This window comes from Acetobacter aceti (assembly GCF_002005445.1).
In the GTDB taxonomy this organism is placed as follows: Bacteria; Pseudomonadota; Alphaproteobacteria; order Acetobacterales; family Acetobacteraceae; genus Acetobacter; species Acetobacter aceti_B.
On record NZ_CP014692.1, the window covers coordinates 259,685 to 281,579 of the forward strand.

Genomic DNA, 21,895 nt, shown 5'->3' on the forward strand with positions numbered 1-21,895 from the left:
AAACAGAAAAACCCCCGACCGGTTTTGACTGGTCGGGGGTTTTTCAGATGTTGGATGGTTATGCTCTGTCAGGGCTTTTAGCCTCATCAAGAGACAGCAGCTTCTGACTCCCGACAGCCCACTGCCCAAGCGGCTTTTAAACCGTCTGACCGTTCAAAATGAACCGATTTCAGGCTTTGCGTTGCGCCACCGAGGCTTCCATGACCGGCTGATGGACAGCCGTCGGGAAATCCACGCGGGTCAGTTTCCACTGCCAGCGTTCGATGCGGAGCTGAACACGTAATGGTGTTTCGTTTTCATGTCCCGGAAGCACAACCTGCGCTTCGAAACTGTTGGCGGCCGTGAACCGCACCAGCGCATGACTGACGGCAGAAAAAACGGCGCCCGCATTCATATGGTCGGGACCGGAAGCCATGGCCTGATCAACCACATTGCCCAGATTGCTCTGTGTCACCCTCGTATCAACGGCGTTGGACACGATGCTGGTCGCGAAAGAGGAGCCGAATTCCGGCAGTTCGTCAGAGACTTCGTTGACCTGACCGATATTGAGGCCGTTCAGAACCTGTTCCTTGATCGACGCATCGAGGGACGACCAGTTGATCGTGTGTCCGAGCGCCACCATGTCGTGGCTGGAGACAGCGCCTGCAATCGTCCAGAGCGTCATGAAAGGAGACAGGGCATAGAGCGCCAGAGATGTCGCAAGCGACGCCAGACAGATCACACGCGCCCGCTTCCGCGCAGGGCTTGCCCAGGCTTCGGAGGAGAGGGTTGTGTCTGCGGTGTGCATGGCGGCGCTCCTGCTATTCATGGTAGGGACGATACCACATGCAATGCAGTTATGCATTTATGGTTTGTCAGCGATGATGAATATCACGAAAAAGTGATAAAACTCTTTTCGGCGATTGCGCCGGACGACCGGAAAATTTCATGCCTCTCGATCTGACGGAAAACGAAATACAGCGTTATTCACGTAATATTCTTCTGCCTGAAATCGGGGGCACCGGGCAGGCGCGCCTGCGTGCCTCCTCGGTGCTGATCATCGGAGCCGGAGGACTGGGATCGCCCGTCGCCTGTTATCTGGCGGCGGCCGGCGTCGGCCGGATCGGCATCATCGATCATGACCGGGTCGAACTGTCCAACCTCCAGCGGCAGATCCTGCACACGACCGATCGTGTGGGCATGAGCAAGGCGGCTTCCGCCCGCCAGACCCTCGAAGCGCTCAATCCCGAGATCCGTATCGAGACCCATGAAACACGTCTGACGGCCGACAACGCGGCTGATCTGGTCGCCCGCTATGACCTTGTCTGTGATGGATGCGATAACTTTAAGACACGCTATCTGGTCAACGCGGCGTGCGTGGAACATCATAAAACCCTCGTGTCCGCCGCCGTGCTCCGTTTTGACGGTCAGCTCTCGACATTTCGTCCGCATCTTGGCGGCCCCTGTTATGAATGCCTGTTTCCCCGCGCAGGGGAGGGCGGAGGATCGCCTTCCTGTGGTGACGCCGGAATTTTCGGCGCTGTCACGGGGGTTCTGGGAACACTTCAGGCGACAGAAGCGTTGAAAGAACTGCTGAACCTCGGCGAATCTCTCTCTGGCAGACTGCTGCTCTGGGATGCGCTGGCGACGCGATTCACGACCATCACCATCCCACGGGACCCGGACTGTCCGGCCTGTGGCGGACAGGACAGACATGACTGAGCGCATATTCGAAAAAGACTTCGCCTTTCTGCTCTGTGACAACGATTTCAACCGGCTGCACACGGCTTTCATGCTTGCCGCCACCGCGCTGGCCATGAACAGGGCTGTCATCATCTTCGCCACCGGTCCCGGTGTGCTGGCGCTGTGCCGGGATTCCGAGGCGACAGCGTTGTGGAAAAAAGACGAACACCTGCTCTCGGCTCAGGGAGTCGCCACGCTCGCCACCCTGCGCGAGGCTCTCCTGTCCATGGAGGCTACTCTGCTTGTGTGTGAGAGCGGTCTTCGCCGGACGGGAAAAGAGGCGACTGACCTGATCGAAGGGGTCGAAGTGGCTGGAATGCCTACTTTTCTTGATCTTGCGGCCGGGTATAAGCTGATTACGTTCTAGACCCTGTCCGTTTCCTTCCGGCTACGGATGCGTGTCTCATTTATTATTTACAGAGCATCTTGACGCAGTCAGCCGCTTCCGCCTGATCGTGATCTGCTCTCATCGTATCAGGTGTTTCTGTGACGGGAATCCACGAACCCACTTGCCGATCGGCTCAGCTCTTGGCACGGATGCGGGCATGAAAGCATCCTTGCCCCTCCGTGTCGCCGCCACGCTTATGACTGCGGCCACAACCCTGCCGCTGACTGCCGTTGCGTATGCCGCAACATCAGGCCAGCCCACGCATCATCATAAAGGTGATGTCGACGCTAAGCACAAGGCAGGCAAAAAGGCGAAACATTCCGGGGCGCATGCGGACAAAACGGAGAAAAGCCACCATGCGACCGATGTAAAATCGGCGGCCCCGGCTCACCACAAGAAGCACCCGACGGCCGCAACGGCCAGAGAAGAAGCGCCTCACAGGATCAGGGCGACGCATAAGCCGCACCCGGCCAAGCATGCGGGTCATGGTGCAGCAACCGAAACGGTTCGTCCAGTTCCGCCTCCCCTGCCAGCGGATGGCGATCCGGCGCATCCGGCCTCACCCGATGAAACGCCGAACAGTTCCAACGCCAACGGGCAGGACCCCACAAAAGGCAGCAACACCGGCCTGCCGCTGCCCCGTTTTGCAGCCCTGCGGGCGGATGATGTGAACATGCGGGCCGGGCCGGGTCAGCGTTATCCCATCCAGTGGGTCTATCACCGTCGCGGCCTGCCCGTGCAGATCGAGCGCGAGTTTGACGTCTGGCGTCTGGTGGAGGATTCTGATGGCGTAAAAGGCTGGGTTCATCAGGCCACCCTCATCGGTTCGCGTGACTTTGTGGTTCCGTCTCTGCCGGGCGCGACAACGCCGGCGCCGGTGTCCAATGCGAAACCTGCGTCGGACATACCCGCTGATCCAAAGGCTGAGGGGCAGAAAGCCGAGACGTCCGCTGCCAACAGACATACCGAAGCCAAGATCATCAGCCGCGTTTCCACCAGCGCGGATGTAGCGAAACTGCCCGGTGCGGTCATCCTCCATGCAACGGCTGATGATGAGTCCGCCGCTGTGGCTGTGCTGACACCGGGGACTGTTGGCACCATCAAGGCATGTGCTTCCGGTTCGGCATGGTGCAAGGTTTCGGTGCAGCGGTACGAAGGCTGGATTCACCGCGCCCAGATGTGGGGTATTGGACCGGATGAGGCCTACCCGCCGTCCTGAGGAACTGATCACCCTTTTTTGTCCGACAGGGAGCGATTAGCGATGATCGGATGACACTCTTCGTCCGTTGAGTCAGTCTCAGGACATCCGGCTCACAACAGGAGACTGCACTCATGGCCGTCGCTCAGTGCCGCACAAAAATCGTGGCCACACTTGGACCATCCTCATCGACGCATGAGGTGATCAGAAATCTTGCTCTCGCGGGAGCGGATGTCTTCCGGTTCAATTTCTCCCATGGCACTCATGACGATCATGCCGCCCGTTACCGGATTGTGCGTGAGGTCGAGCAGGAAATCGGACGACCTCTTGGCGTTCTTGCCGACATGCAGGGGCCTAAATTGCGGGTGGGCCGTTTTGCGGATGGGAAGGTTCTGCTGGAGACGGGCAGGCCATTCCGTCTGGATCTCAGCGAAACACCGGGTGACGCTTCACGGGTCGGACTGCCGCATCCGGAAATCATTTCCGTGGCGAAAGAGGGCTCGATCCTTCTGCTGGATGACGGCAAGCTGAAGCTGGTCATCAGAAAAGTCGGCGACGATTTTCTGGAGACGGAAGTTCTGGTCGGCGGTCCGCTCAGTAACCACAAGGGGGTCAATGTCCCCGACCTTGTGCTGCCCATTCCCGCCCTGACCGCAAAGGATCGGGACGATCTCGCCTTCGCGCTGGAGATGGGAGCGGATTTCATCGCCCTGTCCTTCGTGCAGCGCCCGGAAGATGTTCTGGAAGCGCGAGGTCTGGTGCAGGGGCGGGCGTGGCTGGTGTCCAAGCTGGAAAAACCGCAGGCGCTGGATAATCTTGCGGCCATTCTCGACGCTTCCGATGCCGTCATGGTGGCGCGTGGTGATCTGGGTGTGGAACTGCCGCCGGAGGTGGTGCCACTGGCGCAGAAGCGGATCATTCGCGAGGCCCGTCTGCTCGGCAAGCCGGTGATCGTGGCGACCCAGATGCTGGAGAGCATGATTGCGGCCCCGACACCCACCCGCGCCGAAGCCTCGGATGTTGCCACCGCTGTCTTTGACGGAGCTGACGCCGTGATGCTGTCCGCAGAGTCCGCCGCCGGTCAGTATCCATGTGAAGCCGTGACGATCATGAACCGGATTCTGGAGCAGGTGGAATCGGATGAAGGCTGGCGCATGATCATGCAGGCCAGTCGTCTGGCTCCCGAACATTATATCGCTGACGCCATTGCCCATGCCGCCCAGCAGGTCGCCACCACGCTGGGAGTCCCGGCCATTGTCGCCTACACCCATGCGGGACCGACGGCTTTGCGTATCGCCCGTGAGCGGCCGATCGCCCGTGTGCTCGGCCTGACGCCAACCATTGCGACGGCCCGGCGACTGGTTCTGGTCTGGGGAGTGCAGTCTTTTGTCACGCCGGCCGACAAACCCGTTCGGGATACGGAGGCCATGGTGTCGTTAGCGCTGGAGGCGGCTCTTAAAAGCCATGTCGCCAGCCCTGGAAACATGATCGTCATCACGGCGGGCGTGCCATTCGGGATCAGCGGATCGACGAACACGATCAGGGTTGCGAAAATTCCTGAAGCCTGAAGTGATCTCTTCCCCCTCTGGTCCCGGTTGATGGGGAAGGGTAAAGAAGGCGGTCATTAACGGATGTTCCGTTTCCACAGTGATTTACACAGGCGACTTCAGGCACGGCATGAGCAAGACACGACAGTTTTTCGGGACCGATGGCATCCGGGGGAAGGCGAACACTTCTCCCATGACTGTGGAGATTGCTCAGAAGCTCGGTCAGGCTGCTGGTTTGCATTTCCGCCGGGGAAGTCACCGCCATCGCGTTGTGGTCGGCAAGGACACCCGGCTTTCGGGTTACATGATCGAATGCGCGCTTGTGGCCGGGTTTCTGTCGGCGGGCATGGATGTGACGCTTGTCGGTCCGATGCCGACGCCTGCCATCGCCATGCTGACTCGGTCTCTTCGCGCTGATCTGGGCGTGATGATTTCCGCTTCCCATAATCCTTTCTGTGACAATGGCATCAAGCTGTTCGGACCGGATGGATTCAAGCTGTCGGATCAGGAAGAAACCACGGTCGAAACCCTGATGATGATGGATCTGTCGTCACAGTTGGCGTCGCCCGCCGAGATTGGTCGCGCCTCGCGTCTGAACGATGCAGCGGGCCGCTACATCGAACATGCCAAGGCGTCTCTCCCCAAGGGCTGTCGTCTCGACGGGCTGAAAATCGTCATCGACTGTGCGAATGGCGCTGCCTACCGCGTGGCTCCCGCTGCCATCTGGGAACTGGGCGCGGAAGTCATTCGTCTCGGCTGTGACCCAGACGGCGTGAACATCAACGAAGGCTGCGGCTCTACCCATCCGCAAGAGCTTTGCGAAGCCGTTGTCCGGCATGGCGCTGATCTCGGCATTGCGCTGGACGGTGATGCTGACCGGATGCTGCTGGTTGATGAGACCGGGCATCTGATCGATGGCGACCAGATCCTTGGTCTGATCGCGCGTTCATGGGCCAGGGCCGGGCGACTCGCGACGTCTTCGGTCGTCGCCACGGTCATGTCCAATATGGGGCTTGAGCGCTTTCTGGCGGATGGCGGGCTCACACTTGAGCGCACGGCCGTTGGTGATCGCTATGTCGTCGAGCGGATGCGTGAAAACGGGGCCAATGTTGGCGGTGAACAGTCTGGGCACGTGGTTCTGTCCGATTTCGCAACCACGGGTGATGGTCTGCTGGCAGCGCTTCAGGTTCTGGCCGTGCTGATTGAGGACGGTCGTCCGGCCAGCGAGGTGTGCCGGGTCTTTACGCCTTACCCTCAGCTTCTGAAAAATATCCGCTTTTCCGGAGCCAGCCCTCTGCGGTTGCCGGAAGTGCAGGCCGCCCGCGATGATGTGGTGGCGCAGCTTGGACAGAAGGGCCGCCTTGTCCTGCGTGAGAGTGGGACCGAACCACTGGTGCGCGTGATGGTGGAAGCCGAACACGAATCGGATGTGAACCGGGCCGTGGACGCGATGTGCGATGCGATCAACTCAGCCCATGTGGTGGCCTGATCCATGCGCGGGCGGGTTCTGAGCATAGCGGGCAGCGACTCCGGGGGAGGGGCCGGCATTCAGGCGGACATCAAGGCGATCACCGCGCTTGATGGTTTTGCGATGACGGCGATCGCCGCCCTGACGGCTCAGAACACGCTAGGTGTAGTCGATATTCTTGACGTGCCGCCCGAATTTCTCCGGACCCAGATCAGATGTGTACTGGACGATATCGGTGCCGATGCGTTCAAGACCGGGATGCTTGGCAGGGCTGAGTGCATTCATGTGGTCGCGGAAGAAATCAGCCGTTACCGCAAAATCCCCTTCGTTCTTGATCCGGTGATGGTGGCGAAAGGTGGTGCGGCACTGCTTGTTCCGGACGCCATTTCGGCGCTGATCGATTCTCTTCTGCCGCTCTGTACACTCCTGACACCGAATATCCCCGAAGCTGAAGCGCTTCTTGGCGTGAAGATCGAGACGGCGGAGGACATGATCGATGCAGGTCATGCGCTGCGCAGCAAGGGTGTCCCGGCGGTGCTGGTGAAGGGCGGCCATATGAAGGGCCCTCATCTCGCTGACATTCTTGTGGATGGTGATACGGTCGAGATCTTTACGTCTCAGCGTATTGATACCCGCCATACGCATGGAACGGGCTGCACGCTTGCCAGTGCGATCGCAACGCGGCTTGCACAGGGACGTTCACTGAGAGACGCCGTGAAGGAAGCTCGCGCCTATCTGATTGGCGCTATTACCCACGCTCCGGGCTACGGGCACGGAGCAGGTCCGCTCGATCATGGCGTTACGATTGCCGCGAACTGGAGAGCCTGAACCGAAAGGCTTGAAAATCTGACAGAGTGTTTTTGGTCTGCGGAAGCAGAAAACACTCTGTCAAATGCGGCGTTCTGACAGGGACGATGCTCAGGCTGCGACGATTTCGGGGGTTTCCAGTCGTTCGGAAGCCATTTCGGCTTCGTGTGTGTCCATGCGATGGAACTGCTCGCGCAGCATGTAGCCCCGGCCCCATACTGTGGTGATGAGATTGCCTGCGCCAGCCGCCTGAAGCTTTTTCCGCAGCTTGCAGATGAAAACGTCGATGATCTTCATCTCCGGTTCATCCATTCCACCATAAAGATGGTTCAGAAACGCATCCTTGGTCAGGACCATTCCCTTGCGCAGCACCAGCAGTTCCAGAATGGCGTATTCCTTGCCTGTCAGATGAACAGGAGCCTCATTCACCGTAACTTCCCGGCTATCAAGGCTGAGCTTCAGGGGACCGACACGCAGGGTCGGTTCGCTGAAGCCCTTGGAACGCCGCAGGATGGCCTGCATCCGGGCCACCAGTTCATCGGGGTCGAAAGGCTTGGTCATGTAATCGTCAGCGCCGATGGAGAATGCTTTTACCTTTGCCTGCGGGCGCGTCAGGCCGGACAGGACCACCATCGGGGTTGCGACGCGCGCTGCACGGGCCCGACGGACAACCTCATATCCCTCGATATCGGAGAGCATCAGCTCCAGCACGGCGAGGTCGTAATCATAATGCCGGAGCATCTCGACGGCTTCTTCACCAGACTGAACATGATCGACTGTGAAACCAGCGCCTTTCATGATCTGGGTGATTTCACCGACAGCAGAGAGATCGTCTTCAACGAGCAGAACGCGCATGACAGTAACCCTTGGTTCGTTGTTGACCATTAGTTACCACCTTGGGTTGTATTGGTCTACGGAAATTTCACGTAAAGATTGTATAAAGATTCTTGGATGCCATCATAAACCCGTAAATTGTCTTTTTTTTTATCTATTTGCCTCAGAAAGTGGGGATATCGAATGGCCTCAGCCGGAGAACTCTTATGAAACCGGATTTCCTCGCGCAGGTTAACGCAACCTGTGCGGGCATTCCTGCCGCCATTGCGACCGGGCATATCACTTCCCTGTCCGGCCTTGCCGTGACAGTCGCGGGACTCGGGAGTCTCGCGTCAGTCGGGGACCGTGTATCGCTGATGCGACGTAACGGCGCTTCGATTCCTGCGGAAATTATTGGATTTTCCGCCAGTCATGCGCATGCCATGGCGTTCGGCAGTCTTGATGGACTCGCCAGCGGAAACGAGGTCCGGTTTCCTGTCTTTCTTGGATCACGGACACCGAAACCGGGGGGAAGCCTTTCTGTTTCAGACGGATGGATCGGGCGGATCATTGATCCGCTCGGACGTCCTCTCGACGGCAAGGGGCCATTGCCACCGGGGTCTGTGACCCGTCCGGTGCGCACGTCCCCGCCGGATGCAACGCTGCGGGCCCGTCTGGGACCGAGACTCGATCTTGGCGTCCGGGCCATGAACCTCTTCACGACCTGTCGGGAGGGCCAGAGACTCGGGCTTTTCGCGGGGTCTGGCGTGGGGAAATCCACGCTGATGTCGATGCTGGCCCGTAATACGGCCTGCGATGTGGCCGTGATTTCCCTCGTCGGGGAACGGGGACGGGAAGTCCGGGAGTTTGTCGAGGACGATCTGGGGCCGGAAGGGCTCGCCCGTTCGGTCGTGATCGTCGCAACCTCGGATTCACCTCCGCTCATGCGACGGGAAGCAGCTTACGCGGCCCTTGCTGTCGCCGAATATTTTCGGGATGAAGGCAAGTCGGCGCTCCTGCTGATGGATAGCGTCACCCGTTTCTGTCAGGCGCTGCGCGAAATCGGCCTGTCGGTTGGTGAGCCTCCGGCCACACGAGGTTATCCTCCCTCGGTCTTCGCCGAACTGCCCCGGCTTCTGGAGCGGGCCGGACCCGGCATTGTGCGTCCCGATGGGTCCGCCGGACAGATTTCCGCTCTTTTTTCGGTTCTTGTGGAAGGTGATGACCAGAACGAACCGGTCGCTGACGCGGTGCGAGGCATTCTGGATGGGCATCTGGTGCTGGATCGCCGTATCGCGGAGACAGGCCGTTATCCGGCTATCGATATCCTGCGCTCGCTGTCCCGTACTGTTCCGGGCTGCAATTCCGAAGATGAAAACGCGCTGACCCGTCGCGCCCGGGCCATTCTCGCTACTTATGCCGAGATGGCCGACATGATCCGGCTCGGAGCCTATCGTCCCGGCGCCGATGCGAAAGTTGATGAAGCCATCAAACTTCGGCCAGCCATTGAGTCCGTCCTTTCACAGGGACGCCATGAGCGCTGCACGCTGGACGAGAGCTTTGCAGCCTTGAGAGATGCGCTCGCAGAAATCCCTGTTCAGGAGAACTCGGTCGCGGCCGCCAGGGCCGTTTCCTGATCATCTGACGTAACTTCCCCCAGACCGAGAACAGTCCAATGCCCTCTTCACCGCTTGATTCCCTCCTGAAAATCAGAAAACAGGAACTTGATGAAGCCAAGAAACTGCTTTCGGAGGCATTGGCGCGCGCCATGACGACTTCTGACGCCGTAAAGGCGGCGGAGCAGAACATGGTGCGGGAGAGGGACATAGCCCTGGATTTTTCGGCCGATGATCAGGTGGTCGAGGCCTATTCCCGGTGGCTGCCGATCGGGCGTATCGCTCTCGATAAGGCGCGCCTGAGTGAACAGGATGCCGCCATGGAGGTGGAAGCCTGTCGCACACGGGTCAATATGGCGCGTTCGGCTCTTGAAGCTGCTGAGAAACTGGCGGAAATCCGGGCGAAAGAGCAGCAGGAACTGGCGCAGAAAAAGGAACAGGCCATGTTGGATGATCTCGCCATGCGTCGCGCCACGCAGAGGAAGCCAGACTGACAGAATCTCATTTGCCGGATCAGCAATACAGCGCCCGGCCATCTTCAGGCTTTCTGCAAGAGCCTTGCTCCAGCGCGGAGGCGCGTGGAGCGCCTTCTGTCCCATAAGGCGTCATTTGCAGCAGAAAGATCGTGACAGGAGCACAGAGACACAGGAAACAGGGAGTTTCTTCTGTCCCTGGTAACCATCCGGATTCTGTTCATGACCGCCCTTTCGCTGAACACCCGGTCCGAGACCGAGGCTCTTGCCCGCAGACTGGCCGGTCTGGCCCGCCCCGGGGACGCCATTCTGCTCTCCGGTCCACTGGGAGCGGGGAAAAGCGTTTTTGCGAGAGCCTTTCTCCGCAGCCTATGTCATGATCCGACGCTGGATGTCCCCAGCCCCACCTTTACACTCGTGCAGTCCTACGACTCGCCGCAAGGTGAGGTGGCGCATTTCGATCTCTGGCGGTTGCAGGGGCCGGAAGCACTGGAAGAACTGGGGTGGGAAGATGCCCGCACAGGAATCGTGCTGGTTGAATGGCCGGAGCGTCTGGAAGACCTCACGCCGCCTGACGCCCTGCATGTCACGCTGAAACCACGTCCCATCGCCGGGCAGGATTCTGATGCGGAAGATCTGCCCCGTGAAGCTGTGCTGACAGGATGGGCGGACCGCCTGTGAATGGCTGGATGGTGGCACCCTTGCAGCTCTCTTTTTCACGGACCATCCTTCCCCGATGAACGCTTCTTCTGCTCCGGGCCTCGCCACGATCCCCGCGCACCTGCGCTTTCTTGATGAAATTGCGGCACGTTGGACCGCTGGGGTGGAGGAAGACCCAGAACGGATCGGTGATGGCGCTCTTGTCCTGCCCGGTCGCCGCGCTGCCCGCGCCCTGACGGAAGCGTTTCTCCGGCAGGCCGATGGACGCGCCATTCTGCTGCCCCGTATCATTCCGATCGGTGGACTGGATGAAGCGGAAACAGCGCTTGCCAGCCCTGATGCCCTGCTGCTGCCCCCCGCCGTGCCGCCCATGCGTCGGCTCGCCATCCTGACGCGGCTTGTGCTTCAGGCGGAAACGGCTTTCGGAACGCGTCCGATGCTCGATCAGGCATGGCCTCTGGCCGGTGCGCTGGCGGACCTGATGGATGAAGCCGAGCGTTCGGGCATCACTCTCGCGGAAGCATTGCCGGATGCTGTCGACGAGAGTTTCGCCATTCACTGGCAGGCGACTCTCAAATTCCTCGGCATCATCACCAGCGTCTGGCCTGCGTGGCTGCAGGAACAGGGAATGATGAATCCTGTCGCACGCCAGATCGCGCTGCTGGATGCGCAGGCGGACTACTGGGCGCATCAGGTGGACGGGACGGCCCGTCTCTGGGCCGTTGGCTTTACTGATGCGTTGCCGTCCACCGTCAATGCGCTTCGGGGAGTGCTGCATCATCCACAGGGGCGGCTGGTCATTCCCGGCCTTGATCGTGAGATGGATGACGAGACGTTCGCCACGCTTCCGGACGGCCATCCGCAGGCCGGCCTGTCACGGCTTCTGGCCAGTCTCGAGGCCCGTCGCGACGATGTGGAGACATGGCCTTCCATTCTGTCCGACGACGAAAGCCGCGCGGTTCTCGCCGCCCGCACCCTGACCATCGCCCGGGCCCTGCTGCCCGCCGCAGCCTTGTCAGACTGGGCGGCCAATCCTGAACGGGGCGAATGCGCCGGTCTGCATCGTCTTGCCTGCGCTGATCAGCAGGAGGAAGCCGCCGCTATCGCACTGATCCTGAGAGCGGGAATCGAGCAGAAGAACAGGCGGGTCGCCCTGGTCACCCCGGACCGCGCACTGGCGGGGCGGGTCGCCGCCGAACTGGCTCGCTGGGGTGTTCTCGCCGATGACAGTGCGGGAGAACTGCTCATCACCACGCCCACCGCGGTTCTGCTGCGACTGCTGGCTCAGGCGGTGGACCAGGATCTCGCTCCGGTATCGCTTCTGGCTTTGCTGAAACATCCTCTCGTTGCATGCGGCATGTCACCCGGCACGGCCCGTGCCTCCGCCCGTCTGCTGGAACGCCAGCTTCTGCGTGGACCTGCGCCTGCACCGGGAATCGACGGCCTGCGTCTGCTTCTGCTGGAGAAGCAGAAGAAAGAAGGGGTCTCGCTTGATGGCGTCTCGGCGGATCGGCCTGATGAGCCGCAGCCTCTCGACCTTTTCCTGACCGCGATGGAGCGTTGCCTTGCCCCCGCACTGGAAAGCGCCCGTGAGGAACGGACCCTGCCGGATCAGCTTACGGCGCTGCTCGAGGCAGCGGAGGCGCTGACCAGCACCGATGATACGCCGGGTGCGGACAAACTCTGGCGTGGTGAGGATGGAAACGCGCTGGCTCGTCGTTTCTCCGATCTCCTGACTGCCACCGATGTCCTGCCGCCGCAGCCGTGGGCCGTTCTTGACGGATTGCTGGCTGCCGTCTTTACCGAAGAGCGCGTGCAGAGTCGTCGGGCGCTGAGAGGACGGGGCGAGGCGACCATCACACTTCATCCCCGCGTGTTTATCTGGGGTCTGGCCGAAGCGCGTCTCCAGACTGTCGATCTTATGGTGCTGGGCGGACTGGTCGAGGGAGTCTGGCCTCCCGCAACCGATCCCGGCCCGTGGCTCAGCCGTCCCATGCGGGCGCGTGTCGGGCTGCCTTCTCCAGAGCAGGCCATCGGGCAGGCGGCGCATGATTTCGCGTCCTGCCTGTCGTCCGCCCCGGACATCGTTCTGTCCACACCGGGGCGTCGGGATGGCGCGCCCGCTGTTCCAGCCCGCTGGCTGGTGAGGCTGGACGCCTTTCTTGCCGGGAGAGGACAGAAACTGGTCGAGCACCCGGCGCAGTCATGGCTGTCGCAGATTGATCGGCCCAACGGCGCCGCCCAGCCTGTCGCCGCTCCAGAGCCGAGACCTCCCGTCAACAAGCGTCCCCGGCGACTGAGTGTCACCGAGATCGAGACATGGATGCGTGACCCGTACGCCATCTATGCCCGGCATGTTCTGAATCTGCGGCCGCTCGACCCGCTGGAGCAGTCTGTCGATGCGTCCGACTACGGGATGCTGGTGCACGGTGCGCTCGACATATGGTTTCGCGAGCACGGCGCGGACTGGCCGCATGATCCTGTCGTGTCCCTGCGCAGGGCGTTTCTCGATAGTCTGGACGCCACCAGTCTGCGCCCGGCCCTCGCCTCGTGGTGGCGGCCTCGTCTGCTCCGTATTGCCGACTGGGTTGCGCAGGCTGAAGCCGCCCGACGGGAAAGCGCCTCGCCGCGCGCCATTCTGACGGAAGTCAAAGGTCGCGCCACCATTACGGATGTGCCGGGTGGCGCCTTCACCCTGACGGGGCGCGCTGACCGGATTGATCTGTTTGGCGACGGGAAGATGGCTCTGCTCGATTACAAGACCGGCACCGTGCCTTCCACGAAGGAGGTGATCGCCGGATGGAGTCCTCAGCTTCCACTGGAAGCGGCCATGCTGACACTGGGGGCGTTTCCGGAGGCGACGAAACATTTTTCTGCCGACGAGAGCAGCCGTTCTGAAGTCGGCGACCTGATCTACTGGCGTCTGACCGGCGGTGCGGAACCGGGGTCAGAAACGGTGGTGAAAAGCAGGGAGATCAGTATCGCGGATCTCGCCCGGCAGGCCTGGGAGAATCTGCGCCAGCGTGTGGAGGCTTATGATAGCAAGGCGCAGCCTTATCTTTCACATCCTCATCCCGGCAAGCCGCCGCGTTTCGCAGACTATGCCCAGCTTGCCCGCGTGACGGAATGGAGCACGGCTCGGGAGGAGGGGGGAGAATGAATACCGCCCCGCTTCTGTTTATGGCTGAGCTGTTTGAGAGCCCATCCGGAATCGGGATGGCCGGTTCAGGGGGCGTTACCCCGAACTCCACGCAGGGACACAGTCTCTGTGATCCCGACCTGTCTTTCAGGGCGGAAGAGAGGAAGGGGAGAGACGTGGCCTGCCCTCTGTCGTCTGCACCCCACGCGAAAGCCACTCCTCGGACGTCGGTGGTCCTGATTATGGAGCGTTCCAAAGGAAGTCCGGGCTCTGCCCACATCCCGAAGGGGGCGTGGACCCGTTCATCCCGGTTGCTTTCTCAATTATCGGTTTCCAGAGGCACACGCTTTTGCCGGTCAAAAGCAGCGCCGCCTGAGAAACGCATGAGGTTGTCGGCATGACCCTACCCACCAGCGCCATTGACCTCGCCAACGTGCAGCAGAATGACGCGTCAGATCCGAACGCATCCGTGTTCGTGTCGGCGTCTGCGGGCAGCGGCAAGACCAAGCTTCTCATTGACCGCCTGCTGCGCCTGATGTTGCCGCGTCAGAATCCTCACGATCCGACCGGGCCGCTCATTCCCGGCACATGGCCGGGGCGCATTCTCTGCCTCACATTCACCAAGGCGGCCGCAGCGGAAATGGCGATCCGTCTCCAGCGTACACTCGGTGAATGGGTCACGTTGTCCGATGAGAAACTGGATCAGGCGCTTGGCGGACTGAACGTTCCGCTCTCGGCCCGCGCAGAAGCCCGCGCCCTGTTCGCACGGGTGCTTGATCTGCCCGGTGGTATGCGGATCGGCACGATTCATGCTTTCTGTCAGTCACTCCTGCGTCGTTTTCCGCTTGAAGCCGCCACCAATCCGCATTTCACGCTGATGGAGGACACGGACGCCTCACTGGCATTGTCGGAGGCGACGGAAGCGGAGCTTGGACGTCTTCCTGCGGGTCTGGTCGAGCCTCTGGCGGCGCAGATTTCACTTGTCGATCTGTTGGGTCTGCTGACCGAACTTCGATTCAGTGGCCAGGTCAGGGATGTGCTGGTCCTTGCGCTCACCGACAGGGAAGCCTTGCGGGAAAAGCTGCTCGGGGCGCTCGGGGTGAAAGCGGCTCCATCCGCGGACCCGCTTCTTGCGGCCTGTACGGAGATTCCGGAAGAAGCGGCGTTGCGGGATGCTCTCAGGACGATGCAGGAAACGGCTCCTGCCACAGCGCAACGTCGTGCCGCCGACATGCTGGACTGGCTGGCGAAATATCCGTCGGATCGGGCGGCGGCATGGTCGGAGTGGCAGGCGTTTTTTCTGACAGGAAAGGGTGAGCTGCGTAAAAACGCCGGCACCAGCGAAAAATATGCTAAAAACAATGAGAAGACTGTCGAGCGCATTCAGGAAGAAGGCAGACGTATTCTTGCTGTCGAGGAAACCCGCCGCGCTATCACGCTCGCGACGCTGACACTCGCCCTGCTTCGGACTGCGGCTCCGATTCTGGAAACTTATAGTGCGGGCAAGGCTCTTCGCGGGCAGGTCGAGTATGATGACCTCATCCTCCGTACACTTGGTCTGCTTCGTGATCCTGGTGCGGCATGGGTGCTTTACAAACTTGATGGTGGAATCGATCATCTTCTTCTCGACGAGGTGCAGGATACATCCCGCGCGCAGTGGCGCATTGCCGGTGACCTGACAGAAGAGTTCTTCTCCGGTGTGGGGGCTCACGATGAGAACGCCGGTCCCCGCACGGTCTTTGCTGTGGGCGATTACAAGCAGTCGATCTACGGATTTCAGGGCGCTGATCCGGAAGCCTTCAGGGAGTGGCGTCAGACTTTTGAAAAACGTGCGCAGAGTGCGGAGGCTCTCTGGCGCGAACCGCAACTGACCGTCTCGTTTCGCTCCACCACCCCGGTCCTGTCTCTTGTCGATGCGGTGTTCAGTCATCCTCTGGCCGCACGGGGTGTCAGCGAGCCGGGCCAGTCCATGCCGCGCCATGAATCCGCCCGGCCAGGACAGGGTGGCCGTGTTGAACTCTGGCCGCTCGTACCCCGCATGACCGAGGGAGAGGGTGACGCCGAGGAACCTGATCCCTGGGCTGCGACAAGAAAGAATGTGGGGCAGGTTTCGTCTCAGCAACGTCTCGCGGATACGCTGGCCCGCTGGATTGCCACGCAGTTGCTGCTGCCTCCGGCACCGGGTGAAACGCAGTTGACGCCGGGTGACGTGCTGATACTCGTGCCCCGCCGTTCCGCCTTCGTGCGGGCCCTGATCCGCGCCCTCAAGACCGCTGACGTGCCGGTGGCGACGCTCGTGCGGACCGGACTTGCCGACCAGACAGTGGTGCAGGATCTGATGGCGCTGTGCGACGCGCTGCTTCTGCCGCAGGACAATCTGACACTGGCCTGCGTGCTGACTTCCCCGCTTGGCGGCCTCAGCGATGACAGCCTGATGGGGTTGGCGATGGATCGCGACGGTGAACCGCTCTGGACGGTCCTGCGAGAGCGTCACGCCGAGCGCCCAGACTGGTCGGCGGCATGGACTTATCTGTCGGCCCTGTTCCGTCGCGTGGATTACGCCTCGCCCTACACGCTGCTGTCCGAGGCTCTGGGTGTGCATGGCGGTCGGGCGCGTATCCTTGCGCGTCTTGGTCCGGAAGCCGCAGAACCGATTGACGAACTTCTCTCCGCGGCGCTTCGCTACGAAGAAAAGCACGCCCATTCCCTGCAGGGATTTCTGCACTGGCTTCGCAATTCCAATGAAAGCGTCAAGCGGGAAGCGGAGGCGACGGGGAACGCTGTGCGTGTGATGACGGCGCATGGCTCGAAGGGATTGCAGGCGCGGCTGGTCATTCTGCCCGACACGATCGGGACGCCCCGTTCCGACAGCAGGCTGCTCTGGCTTGAGGCGAAGGGAGGCGATCCGAGTCTGCCGGTATTTGTGCCCCGCACCGACACCGCCACGGACGTCACGAAAGCTGTACGTGAGAAACTGCGTGAGCAGGCAGCGGAAGAATATAACCGCCTGCTTTATGTCGCCCTGACGCGGGCCAGCGATCGGCTGGTGGTTTGCGGATGGGAAACCGGTCGCACGCTGAGCGATGAAAGCTGGTACGCGCGCTGCGTGGATGGTTTCACTGCGGCGGAGGCGGTGTCCGAGCCGTTCGATCTGGGGTGGGAGGGATCACGCCTGATCCTGCAGGAGACCGCGACTGTCAGCCGCACGATGCACGCGCGAGCGCCTCTTCCGTCCCCGGCCCCTCTTCCGGCATGGGCGGGGCATGCGCCGGACTGGACACCTGCGGCTCCACCAGTGGAGTCTGCGCTGGCCCGGCCGCTGTCGCCGAGCCGTCCTGATGATGCTCCATTTGGTGAACAGCCTTCCACGCGCTCGCCGCTGGATATTGCCGCACTGACTCCGAACGCGGCGCGTGAGGCGGCGTTCCGACGCGGCACGCTCGTTCATGCCCTGCTTCAGTTTCTTCCCGACCGACCGGAAGCCGATCGGACAGATATAGGCTATAACTGGCTGCTTCAGCCGGGAAACCGACTGGATGAGCAGGAGGCGGCCCGACTGGTCGCTCGTGTCATCGCGGTGATGGAATCGACAGTGCTGGCGCCATTGTTTGCGGATGGCAGTCGCGCGGAGCAGAGGCTGGCGGGTGTTGTCGGTGAAACCGTGATTGTCGGTCAGGTCGATCGGATGATTGTGCTGCCCGATCGTGTGCTGGTCTGTGACTTCAAGACCAACCGCCGTCCACCCGCATCCGTGGAGCGCACGCCGGTCATGTATCTGCGGCAGATGGCGGCCTATCGGGCTCTTCTGGAGTCACTCTATCCGGGGCGCACCGTAGAATGCTGTCTGGTCTGGACGGAGGTTCCGGTGGTCACGGTGCTGCCGGGTGATCTGCTGGATCAATACAGTCCGGAGTGAGGAGGAATTTTCCAAACCTCTCTTTCACAAAAAATTATGTATTCTTCAAGAGAGCTCCAGAGGATTGTGTCGTTTGGTGATGCACTGTCTCCTGGAAATCGACCGCGGTTCCTGTTGGAGAGGCGGGTGGGCGTCTCTTTATTCATGACACCTGAATAAAAGGCTGGGCCTGAAGAGTTGATCGCAGGCCGGGATTGCGACATTGATCGGTCGATGGATCAATGTGAAGGAGAGAGGATATCAGCCTTCATCCAGTGAAGACAAATATCAGCATTTGCGAAAAATCGTTTTTATTCCTTGCAGGCAAGGAAATCAGACCGAGCGCTTTTACGTCAGGTTGGCTCAGTCGGCGGTATGGCAGTCCATGAGGTCGCTATTTTCGTGGCGATATAACTGATCGTCGAAATATTTTCAGTTAACGACGATGCGCCATATTATATAATGATGTTGTCAGGTGTTTTTGAAAATATTTATCAGAAATGCCTTGTGGATTTGCAGGAGGTTTTGGGGTGGTCATACGCGCTGCATGGTCCAGACCACTCTGCCGATGATGCTCATGGCGTGGCCGTCAGGGGAGCCAAGACTGACCTGTTCGGCAGGGAACGTTGCTGACTGGTATGCGGGATTATCGGACTGGACGAGGAAATCACCGTTGGCAGTACGGGAAATTCTCTTCACGAACAGGCCGCCATGCATCACTACAGCATAGACGCCCTCAATCCTTGTGGAGGGCTGGGTGTCAATCAGCAGGCGGTCTCCACTGTGAATGGTTGGAAGCATGGAATCGCCGTCGGCCGTGATCATGATCAGGCCGGACGGTTGCAGGCCCAGTTCTTCCGTCAGGAAGGATCGGGGAAACTGTATGGGATGGCCTACGCTTTCCTCACATGTCCGTCCAAAGCCGGCAGAGGCTCTGGCATCGTAATAAACGACGGCAACGGAAGAAGAGAGCCTGGACTCACCTGTCCAGAGCCATTCGACGGAGACGCCAAGTTCCCTTGATATTTCATCAATTTTCGAAGGTTTCCAGTCTGCGCCAGGCTTCTGGTATTTCCCTATCATGGACTCGGAAATGCCGGTAGCCTGATGCAGTTGCCGCGCGGACCCGTAACGCTGGATGGCGTGCGTCAGCCTCCCTTCGCGCGTTGCAAGATCCGGAGCCTCTTTCAACGTGGGACCGCGCCGCCGACGGGATGGAGTTTTTTCTTCTGTCATTACAGTGTGTTACGAGAATTGCAGAGTGCGTCTCTATAATAACACTCTTGGCATAACGTTTTTCGCTTGATGATGTGAGTTAAATGGCTCATATTTTCCTCCGAAAGGGTGGTTCGAAAGTCGTTAATAACTCATAAAAAACTCAAAACAATAAAAATTCTTACTTGTTAGGTGATGTATGTCACAGATGGATCGTAAAAGACAAGTCTGTTTGCGCTCATATGATGGGCCCAATCCCATTCGTATGAGTGATGAAAGCTGGAACGTCATGATTTCGGCTCTTACAGGAGAGCAGAAAAAAGAACTGAATGAATTACGTTTCCGGGCTCAGTGCTGCACGCAGGTGGCTGTATCCGGATCATGCGCCACAGCCGTTGCGCTGGAACTGGCTGAAACGGCGATGGAAACTCTTCTGAAAAAACTATGTGACCTGAACGTCAGTTTTTCATTGGAGTCATTATCTTTTTCAGGGAATCATGCGTGATGGTCAGAAAGTTTGAAGAAGAACGTGCGGAAGACCTGGGGAAGGCGGCAAAGACGCTTTATGCCAAGGGGAAAAGCATCCGTGCCATTTCAGAGCAGATTGGGGCGTCACGTTCTTATGTTCATCGGATTCTGATGCGAGCCCGGACAGAGCATCTTGCCACCATGGTCAGTCAGCGCCGTATCGCGCAGGGAAACGACCCATTGCCGCCCGGAAATGTCATCAGCATGGGCGCCATAAGCCTGCACAATAGACGGTCTTTTCACTGAATTGCAGTAGAGTGGTTTGTCAGGGCAAGCGGATGGCGTGGGTAAAATTCTGTCCGGAATGTATTTCTGATGTTGGAATCTAAGAATTTGCGGATATCGTCGTTTTGAAAAATAACGGGAGATTATGAATATTCAGTCTATCCGGAATCATGATGTGCTTTCATGGAACGATGGGCCTGAAGAGTAACAGACCCATACTACGTGTCATGATTCAGCTTCCGGCTTTTTTTGCGGCGTCAAACGCGTCCATGATACGGGTCGAGTAAACAAGCGCCGCGCCGGCATTCAGGGCGATGGCGACACTGAGCGCCTCGCCAATCTCTTCCCGCGTCGCTCCAACCTTTACCGCTTCTTCTGCGTGAATGGTGATGCACCCGTCACAGCGGGTGGTTGCCGCGACCGCAAGCGCAATCAGTTCACGGGTTTTGGCGTCAAGATGGCCGGTCTTTGCGCTGGCTCCGTTCAGGGCGAGAATGCTCGAGACCGTATCAGGTGCGACGGCTCCATAAGCCCCGATGGCTTGTCCCAGATGTTCGCGCCGTTCATTCCAGTCTGCCCAGTCCGTCATATCCTGAATTCCTCTGCTCGGGTGTGGAGCGCCTACGATAGGACGATGTTCGGGTGCTGCCTCTTCACCACCGCGTGAGTATGGTGTCACGAGCGAGTGTGGCCTATCGCCCCTCTCTTGCTGGTGACAGCACGCATCGCTATCGGCAGAAGCATGGATACCATGAACAGACAGCCCCTTTCCGCCCAGTCCCGGACCTCTGGTCCATTCGCGCTGTATGAAGAGCGTGTCGCCAGTGGCACGCTGCGGCGTGATCCGGATCAGGAGCGCGTCGCCAGACGCCTTGATCGTTTGTGGGTCGAGGTGGAGGCCTATCGTCCCGCTCCGGTCAAACCACCGGAGGAACGGAAAGGCCTGCTGTCCAAGCTCGCGAGAAAACTGCCTGAACTGCTGAACCGGTCGGATGAGCGTGCCGACGACGGCATCCCGCGGGGCGTGTACATCGTCGGTCGTGTCGGTCGTGGCAAGACGATGTTGATGGATCTGTTCTTTTCCTGCGTCACGATCGAGAAGAAGCAGCGCATCCACTTCCTGACCTTCATGCAGGAAGTGCACCAGCGGCTGCGCGCCCTTAAAGCAGCCAATCCGGGCATGAGCGATCCAATGCCGCCACTGGCGCGGACCATCGCCCAGGATGCGACGCTTCTCTGCTTCGATGAATTCCAGATCAACGACATCGCCGACGCCATGATTCTGGGGCGTCTGTTCGAGGCGCTGTTCGCAGCGAAGGTTATCATCGTCGCAACCTCGAATACCGTGCCGGGCGATCTGTTCCAGAATCGCCCCGGCGCGGACGCGTTCAAGCCGTTCATCGCTATCATCCAGCGTCATCTGGATACGGAAGTGCTGGATTCGGAAACCGATTATCGCCGTGGACGCGAACAGGACGACGCAACCTGGATCGTCCCGGCTGACGAGACAGCCAGACATCGCCTCGACAAGATCGTCGCGCGTTACGGTGAAGGTCATTCGATCGAAAAAGTCACACTGGAGTTCAGTGGTCGCTCCCTGCCGGTGGATCATGCGCAGGGTCCGGTGGCCCGTTTCGATTTCACTTCTCTGTGTAGCAGACCGCTGGGACCAAACGATTATTTGGCCATCGCCAGGAAATTTCCCGTTATTGTGATGGACGATATTCCATCGCTTGGACCCGACGATGCGAACGTCGCCAGACGCTTCATTACATTGATCGACGCCTTGTACGACAACGGCAATCTGCTGTTTGTTTCCGCTGACGACTCCCCGGATAACCTGTTCCCGTCAGGGGAGGGAGCGGACGCATTCGCCCGCACGGCTTCCCGTCTCATGGAGATGAGCAGTGAGAGCTGGCTGGGCCGTGCCCAGGGTCCGGGAGGAGTCCTCTCCAGACCGTGACAGCCCGACGGCTTGTCGAGTCTTTTTCGGCGGTCTAGCAAATTCGGCAGTAATCCGGCCGGGACCGGGTATGGCCGGGTCATCCGGTCGTGGGATGGAGGCTTTCTGGTCATGGATATGTTTGCAGAGACGCATTCAATCCGTCGGAAGTCTTTTTTCTGCGGTCAGGTGACCACTTCTTCAGCTTTGGACGTAACAGTCATGTCGAAACGGCCTATCGACCGGCTTGGGGAGGTGG

General features: G+C 59.8%; 18 protein-coding genes. 14 read left to right on the forward strand and 4 right to left on the reverse strand.

Annotated elements, in window-relative coordinates:
* Positions 1-169: 169 nt before the first annotated feature.
* Positions 170-787: a DUF2939 domain-containing protein gene (locus tag A0U92_RS01230; RefSeq protein ID WP_077811643.1), complete on the reverse strand. Its 618-nt coding sequence runs from the start codon at positions 785-787 to the stop codon at positions 170-172.
* Positions 788-927: 140 nt separating this feature from the next.
* Here A0U92_RS01230 and A0U92_RS01235 point away from each other — a divergent pair, with 140 nt between their 5' ends.
* The 6 genes from A0U92_RS01235 to thiD all read left to right on the forward strand — a co-directional run bounded on the left by A0U92_RS01235 (position 928) and on the right by thiD (position 7,151).
* Positions 928-1,701: a HesA/MoeB/ThiF family protein gene (locus A0U92_RS01235; protein WP_077811644.1), complete on the forward strand. Its 774-nt coding sequence runs from the start codon at positions 928-930 to the stop codon at positions 1,699-1,701.
* Entirely contained in the window at positions 1,694-2,089 is a 396-nt protein-coding gene (locus A0U92_RS01240; RefSeq protein ID WP_077811645.1) for a DsrE family protein, read from the forward strand. The genes A0U92_RS01235 and A0U92_RS01240 overlap by 8 nt, the downstream gene beginning before the upstream one ends.
* Before the next feature lie 142 nt (positions 2,090-2,231).
* Entirely contained in the window at positions 2,232-3,329 is a 1,098-nt protein-coding gene (locus A0U92_RS01245) for an SH3 domain-containing protein (RefSeq protein ID WP_077811646.1), read from the forward strand.
* A 113-nt stretch (positions 3,330-3,442) separates the two neighbouring features.
* Positions 3,443-4,876 (forward strand): pyruvate kinase, encoded by a 1,434-nt coding sequence (gene pyk, locus A0U92_RS01250; RefSeq protein WP_077811647.1) that lies wholly within the window; start codon positions 3,443-3,445, stop codon positions 4,874-4,876.
* A 109-nt stretch (positions 4,877-4,985) separates the two neighbouring features.
* Positions 4,986-6,344 (forward strand): phosphoglucosamine mutase, encoded by a 1,359-nt coding sequence (gene glmM / locus A0U92_RS01255; RefSeq protein WP_077811648.1) that lies wholly within the window; start codon positions 4,986-4,988, stop codon positions 6,342-6,344.
* A 3-nt stretch (positions 6,345-6,347) separates the two neighbouring features.
* Positions 6,348-7,151, forward strand: a complete 804-nt coding sequence (gene thiD / locus A0U92_RS01260) for a bifunctional hydroxymethylpyrimidine kinase/phosphomethylpyrimidine kinase (RefSeq protein ID WP_077811649.1) — start codon at positions 6,348-6,350, stop codon at positions 7,149-7,151.
* Positions 7,152-7,241: 90 nt separating this feature from the next.
* Here thiD and A0U92_RS01265 read toward each other — a convergent pair whose 3' ends face one another.
* The gene (locus A0U92_RS01265) at positions 7,242-7,985 is read right to left on the reverse strand and encodes a response regulator transcription factor (protein ID WP_077811650.1); all 744 of its coding nucleotides are present in this window, start codon (positions 7,983-7,985) and stop codon (positions 7,242-7,244) included.
* Positions 7,986-8,170: 185 nt separating this feature from the next.
* On the opposite strand from A0U92_RS01265, the gene fliI reads away from it, so the two are divergent.
* From fliI to addA, 5 genes are all read left to right on the forward strand, one after another.
* Complete coding sequence (gene fliI, locus A0U92_RS01270) at positions 8,171-9,580, forward strand: flagellar protein export ATPase FliI (protein WP_077811651.1); 1,410 nt, start codon at positions 8,171-8,173, stop codon at positions 9,578-9,580.
* Between the two features lie 38 nt (positions 9,581-9,618).
* Positions 9,619-10,053, forward strand: a complete 435-nt coding sequence (locus tag A0U92_RS01275) for a flagellar FliJ family protein (RefSeq protein ID WP_077811652.1) — start codon at positions 9,619-9,621, stop codon at positions 10,051-10,053.
* 201 nt (positions 10,054-10,254) lie between these two features.
* A complete protein-coding gene (gene tsaE / locus A0U92_RS01280; RefSeq protein ID WP_077811653.1) occupies positions 10,255-10,713 on the forward strand; it encodes a tRNA (adenosine(37)-N6)-threonylcarbamoyltransferase complex ATPase subunit type 1 TsaE in 459 nt (152 codons plus the stop codon).
* A 55-nt stretch (positions 10,714-10,768) separates the two neighbouring features.
* Positions 10,769-13,852, forward strand: coding sequence for a double-strand break repair protein AddB (addB, locus tag A0U92_RS01285; RefSeq protein WP_077811654.1), 3,084 nt, complete (start codon positions 10,769-10,771; stop codon positions 13,850-13,852).
* A 376-nt stretch (positions 13,853-14,228) separates the two neighbouring features.
* Positions 14,229-17,747, forward strand: a complete 3,519-nt coding sequence (gene addA, locus A0U92_RS01290) for a double-strand break repair helicase AddA (RefSeq protein ID WP_077811655.1) — start codon at positions 14,229-14,231, stop codon at positions 17,745-17,747.
* Between the two features lie 513 nt (positions 17,748-18,260).
* On the opposite strand, the gene A0U92_RS01295 is transcribed toward addA, so the two are convergent.
* Positions 18,261-18,962 carry a LexA family transcriptional regulator gene (locus A0U92_RS01295; protein ID WP_077811656.1) on the reverse strand — a complete coding sequence of 234 codons (702 nt, stop codon included), beginning with the start codon at positions 18,960-18,962 and terminating at the stop codon, positions 18,261-18,263.
* Between the two features lie 187 nt (positions 18,963-19,149).
* On the opposite strand from A0U92_RS01295, the gene A0U92_RS01300 reads away from it, so the two are divergent.
* Positions 19,150-19,446, forward strand: coding sequence for a hypothetical protein (locus tag A0U92_RS01300; protein ID WP_236748217.1), 297 nt, complete (start codon positions 19,150-19,152; stop codon positions 19,444-19,446).
* Positions 19,446-19,715: a helix-turn-helix domain-containing protein gene (locus A0U92_RS17950; protein WP_077811657.1), complete on the forward strand. Its 270-nt coding sequence runs from the start codon at positions 19,446-19,448 to the stop codon at positions 19,713-19,715. The genes A0U92_RS01300 and A0U92_RS17950 overlap by 1 nt, the downstream gene beginning before the upstream one ends.
* 211 nt (positions 19,716-19,926) lie before the next feature.
* Here A0U92_RS17950 and A0U92_RS01310 read toward each other — a convergent pair whose 3' ends face one another.
* Entirely contained in the window at positions 19,927-20,283 is a 357-nt protein-coding gene (locus tag A0U92_RS01310) for a carboxymuconolactone decarboxylase family protein (protein WP_077811658.1), read from the reverse strand.
* Positions 20,284-20,436: 153 nt separating this feature from the next.
* Between A0U92_RS01310 and zapE the strand changes: the two genes are divergently transcribed.
* Positions 20,437-21,657: a cell division protein ZapE gene (zapE, locus tag A0U92_RS01315; protein ID WP_077811659.1), complete on the forward strand. Its 1,221-nt coding sequence runs from the start codon at positions 20,437-20,439 to the stop codon at positions 21,655-21,657.
* Positions 21,658-21,895 lie beyond the last annotated feature (238 nt).

Coding starts and splice junctions, on each gene's coding strand:
- addA (WP_077811655.1), top strand. CDS start 14,229: ATGACCCTACCCACCAGCGCCATTGACCTCGCCAACGTGCAGCAGAAT.
- glmM (WP_077811648.1), top strand. CDS start 4,986: ATGAGCAAGACACGACAGTTTTTCGGGACCGATGGCATCCGGGGGAAG.
- thiD (WP_077811649.1), top strand. CDS start 6,348: ATGCGCGGGCGGGTTCTGAGCATAGCGGGCAGCGACTCCGGGGGAGGG.
- A0U92_RS01240 (WP_077811645.1), top strand. CDS start 1,694: ATGACTGAGCGCATATTCGAAAAAGACTTCGCCTTTCTGCTCTGTGAC.
- A0U92_RS01275 (WP_077811652.1), top strand. CDS start 9,619: ATGCCCTCTTCACCGCTTGATTCCCTCCTGAAAATCAGAAAACAGGAA.
- A0U92_RS01235 (WP_077811644.1), top strand. CDS start 928: ATGCCTCTCGATCTGACGGAAAACGAAATACAGCGTTATTCACGTAAT.
- A0U92_RS01310 (WP_077811658.1), bottom strand. CDS start 20,283: ATGACGGACTGGGCAGACTGGAATGAACGGCGCGAACATCTGGGACAA.
- fliI (WP_077811651.1), top strand. CDS start 8,171: ATGAAACCGGATTTCCTCGCGCAGGTTAACGCAACCTGTGCGGGCATT.
- A0U92_RS01230 (WP_077811643.1), bottom strand. CDS start 787: ATGCACACCGCAGACACAACCCTCTCCTCCGAAGCCTGGGCAAGCCCT.
- A0U92_RS01265 (WP_077811650.1), bottom strand. CDS start 7,985: ATGCGCGTTCTGCTCGTTGAAGACGATCTCTCTGCTGTCGGTGAAATC.
- pyk (WP_077811647.1), top strand. CDS start 3,443: ATGGCCGTCGCTCAGTGCCGCACAAAAATCGTGGCCACACTTGGACCA.
- A0U92_RS17950 (WP_077811657.1), top strand. CDS start 19,446: ATGGTCAGAAAGTTTGAAGAAGAACGTGCGGAAGACCTGGGGAAGGCG.
- zapE (WP_077811659.1), top strand. CDS start 20,437: ATGGATACCATGAACAGACAGCCCCTTTCCGCCCAGTCCCGGACCTCT.
- addB (WP_077811654.1), top strand. CDS start 10,769: ATGAACGCTTCTTCTGCTCCGGGCCTCGCCACGATCCCCGCGCACCTG.
- A0U92_RS01295 (WP_077811656.1), bottom strand. CDS start 18,962: ATGACAGAAGAAAAAACTCCATCCCGTCGGCGGCGCGGTCCCACGTTG.
- A0U92_RS01300 (WP_236748217.1), top strand. CDS start 19,150: ATGGATCGTAAAAGACAAGTCTGTTTGCGCTCATATGATGGGCCCAAT.
- tsaE (WP_077811653.1), top strand. CDS start 10,255: ATGACCGCCCTTTCGCTGAACACCCGGTCCGAGACCGAGGCTCTTGCC.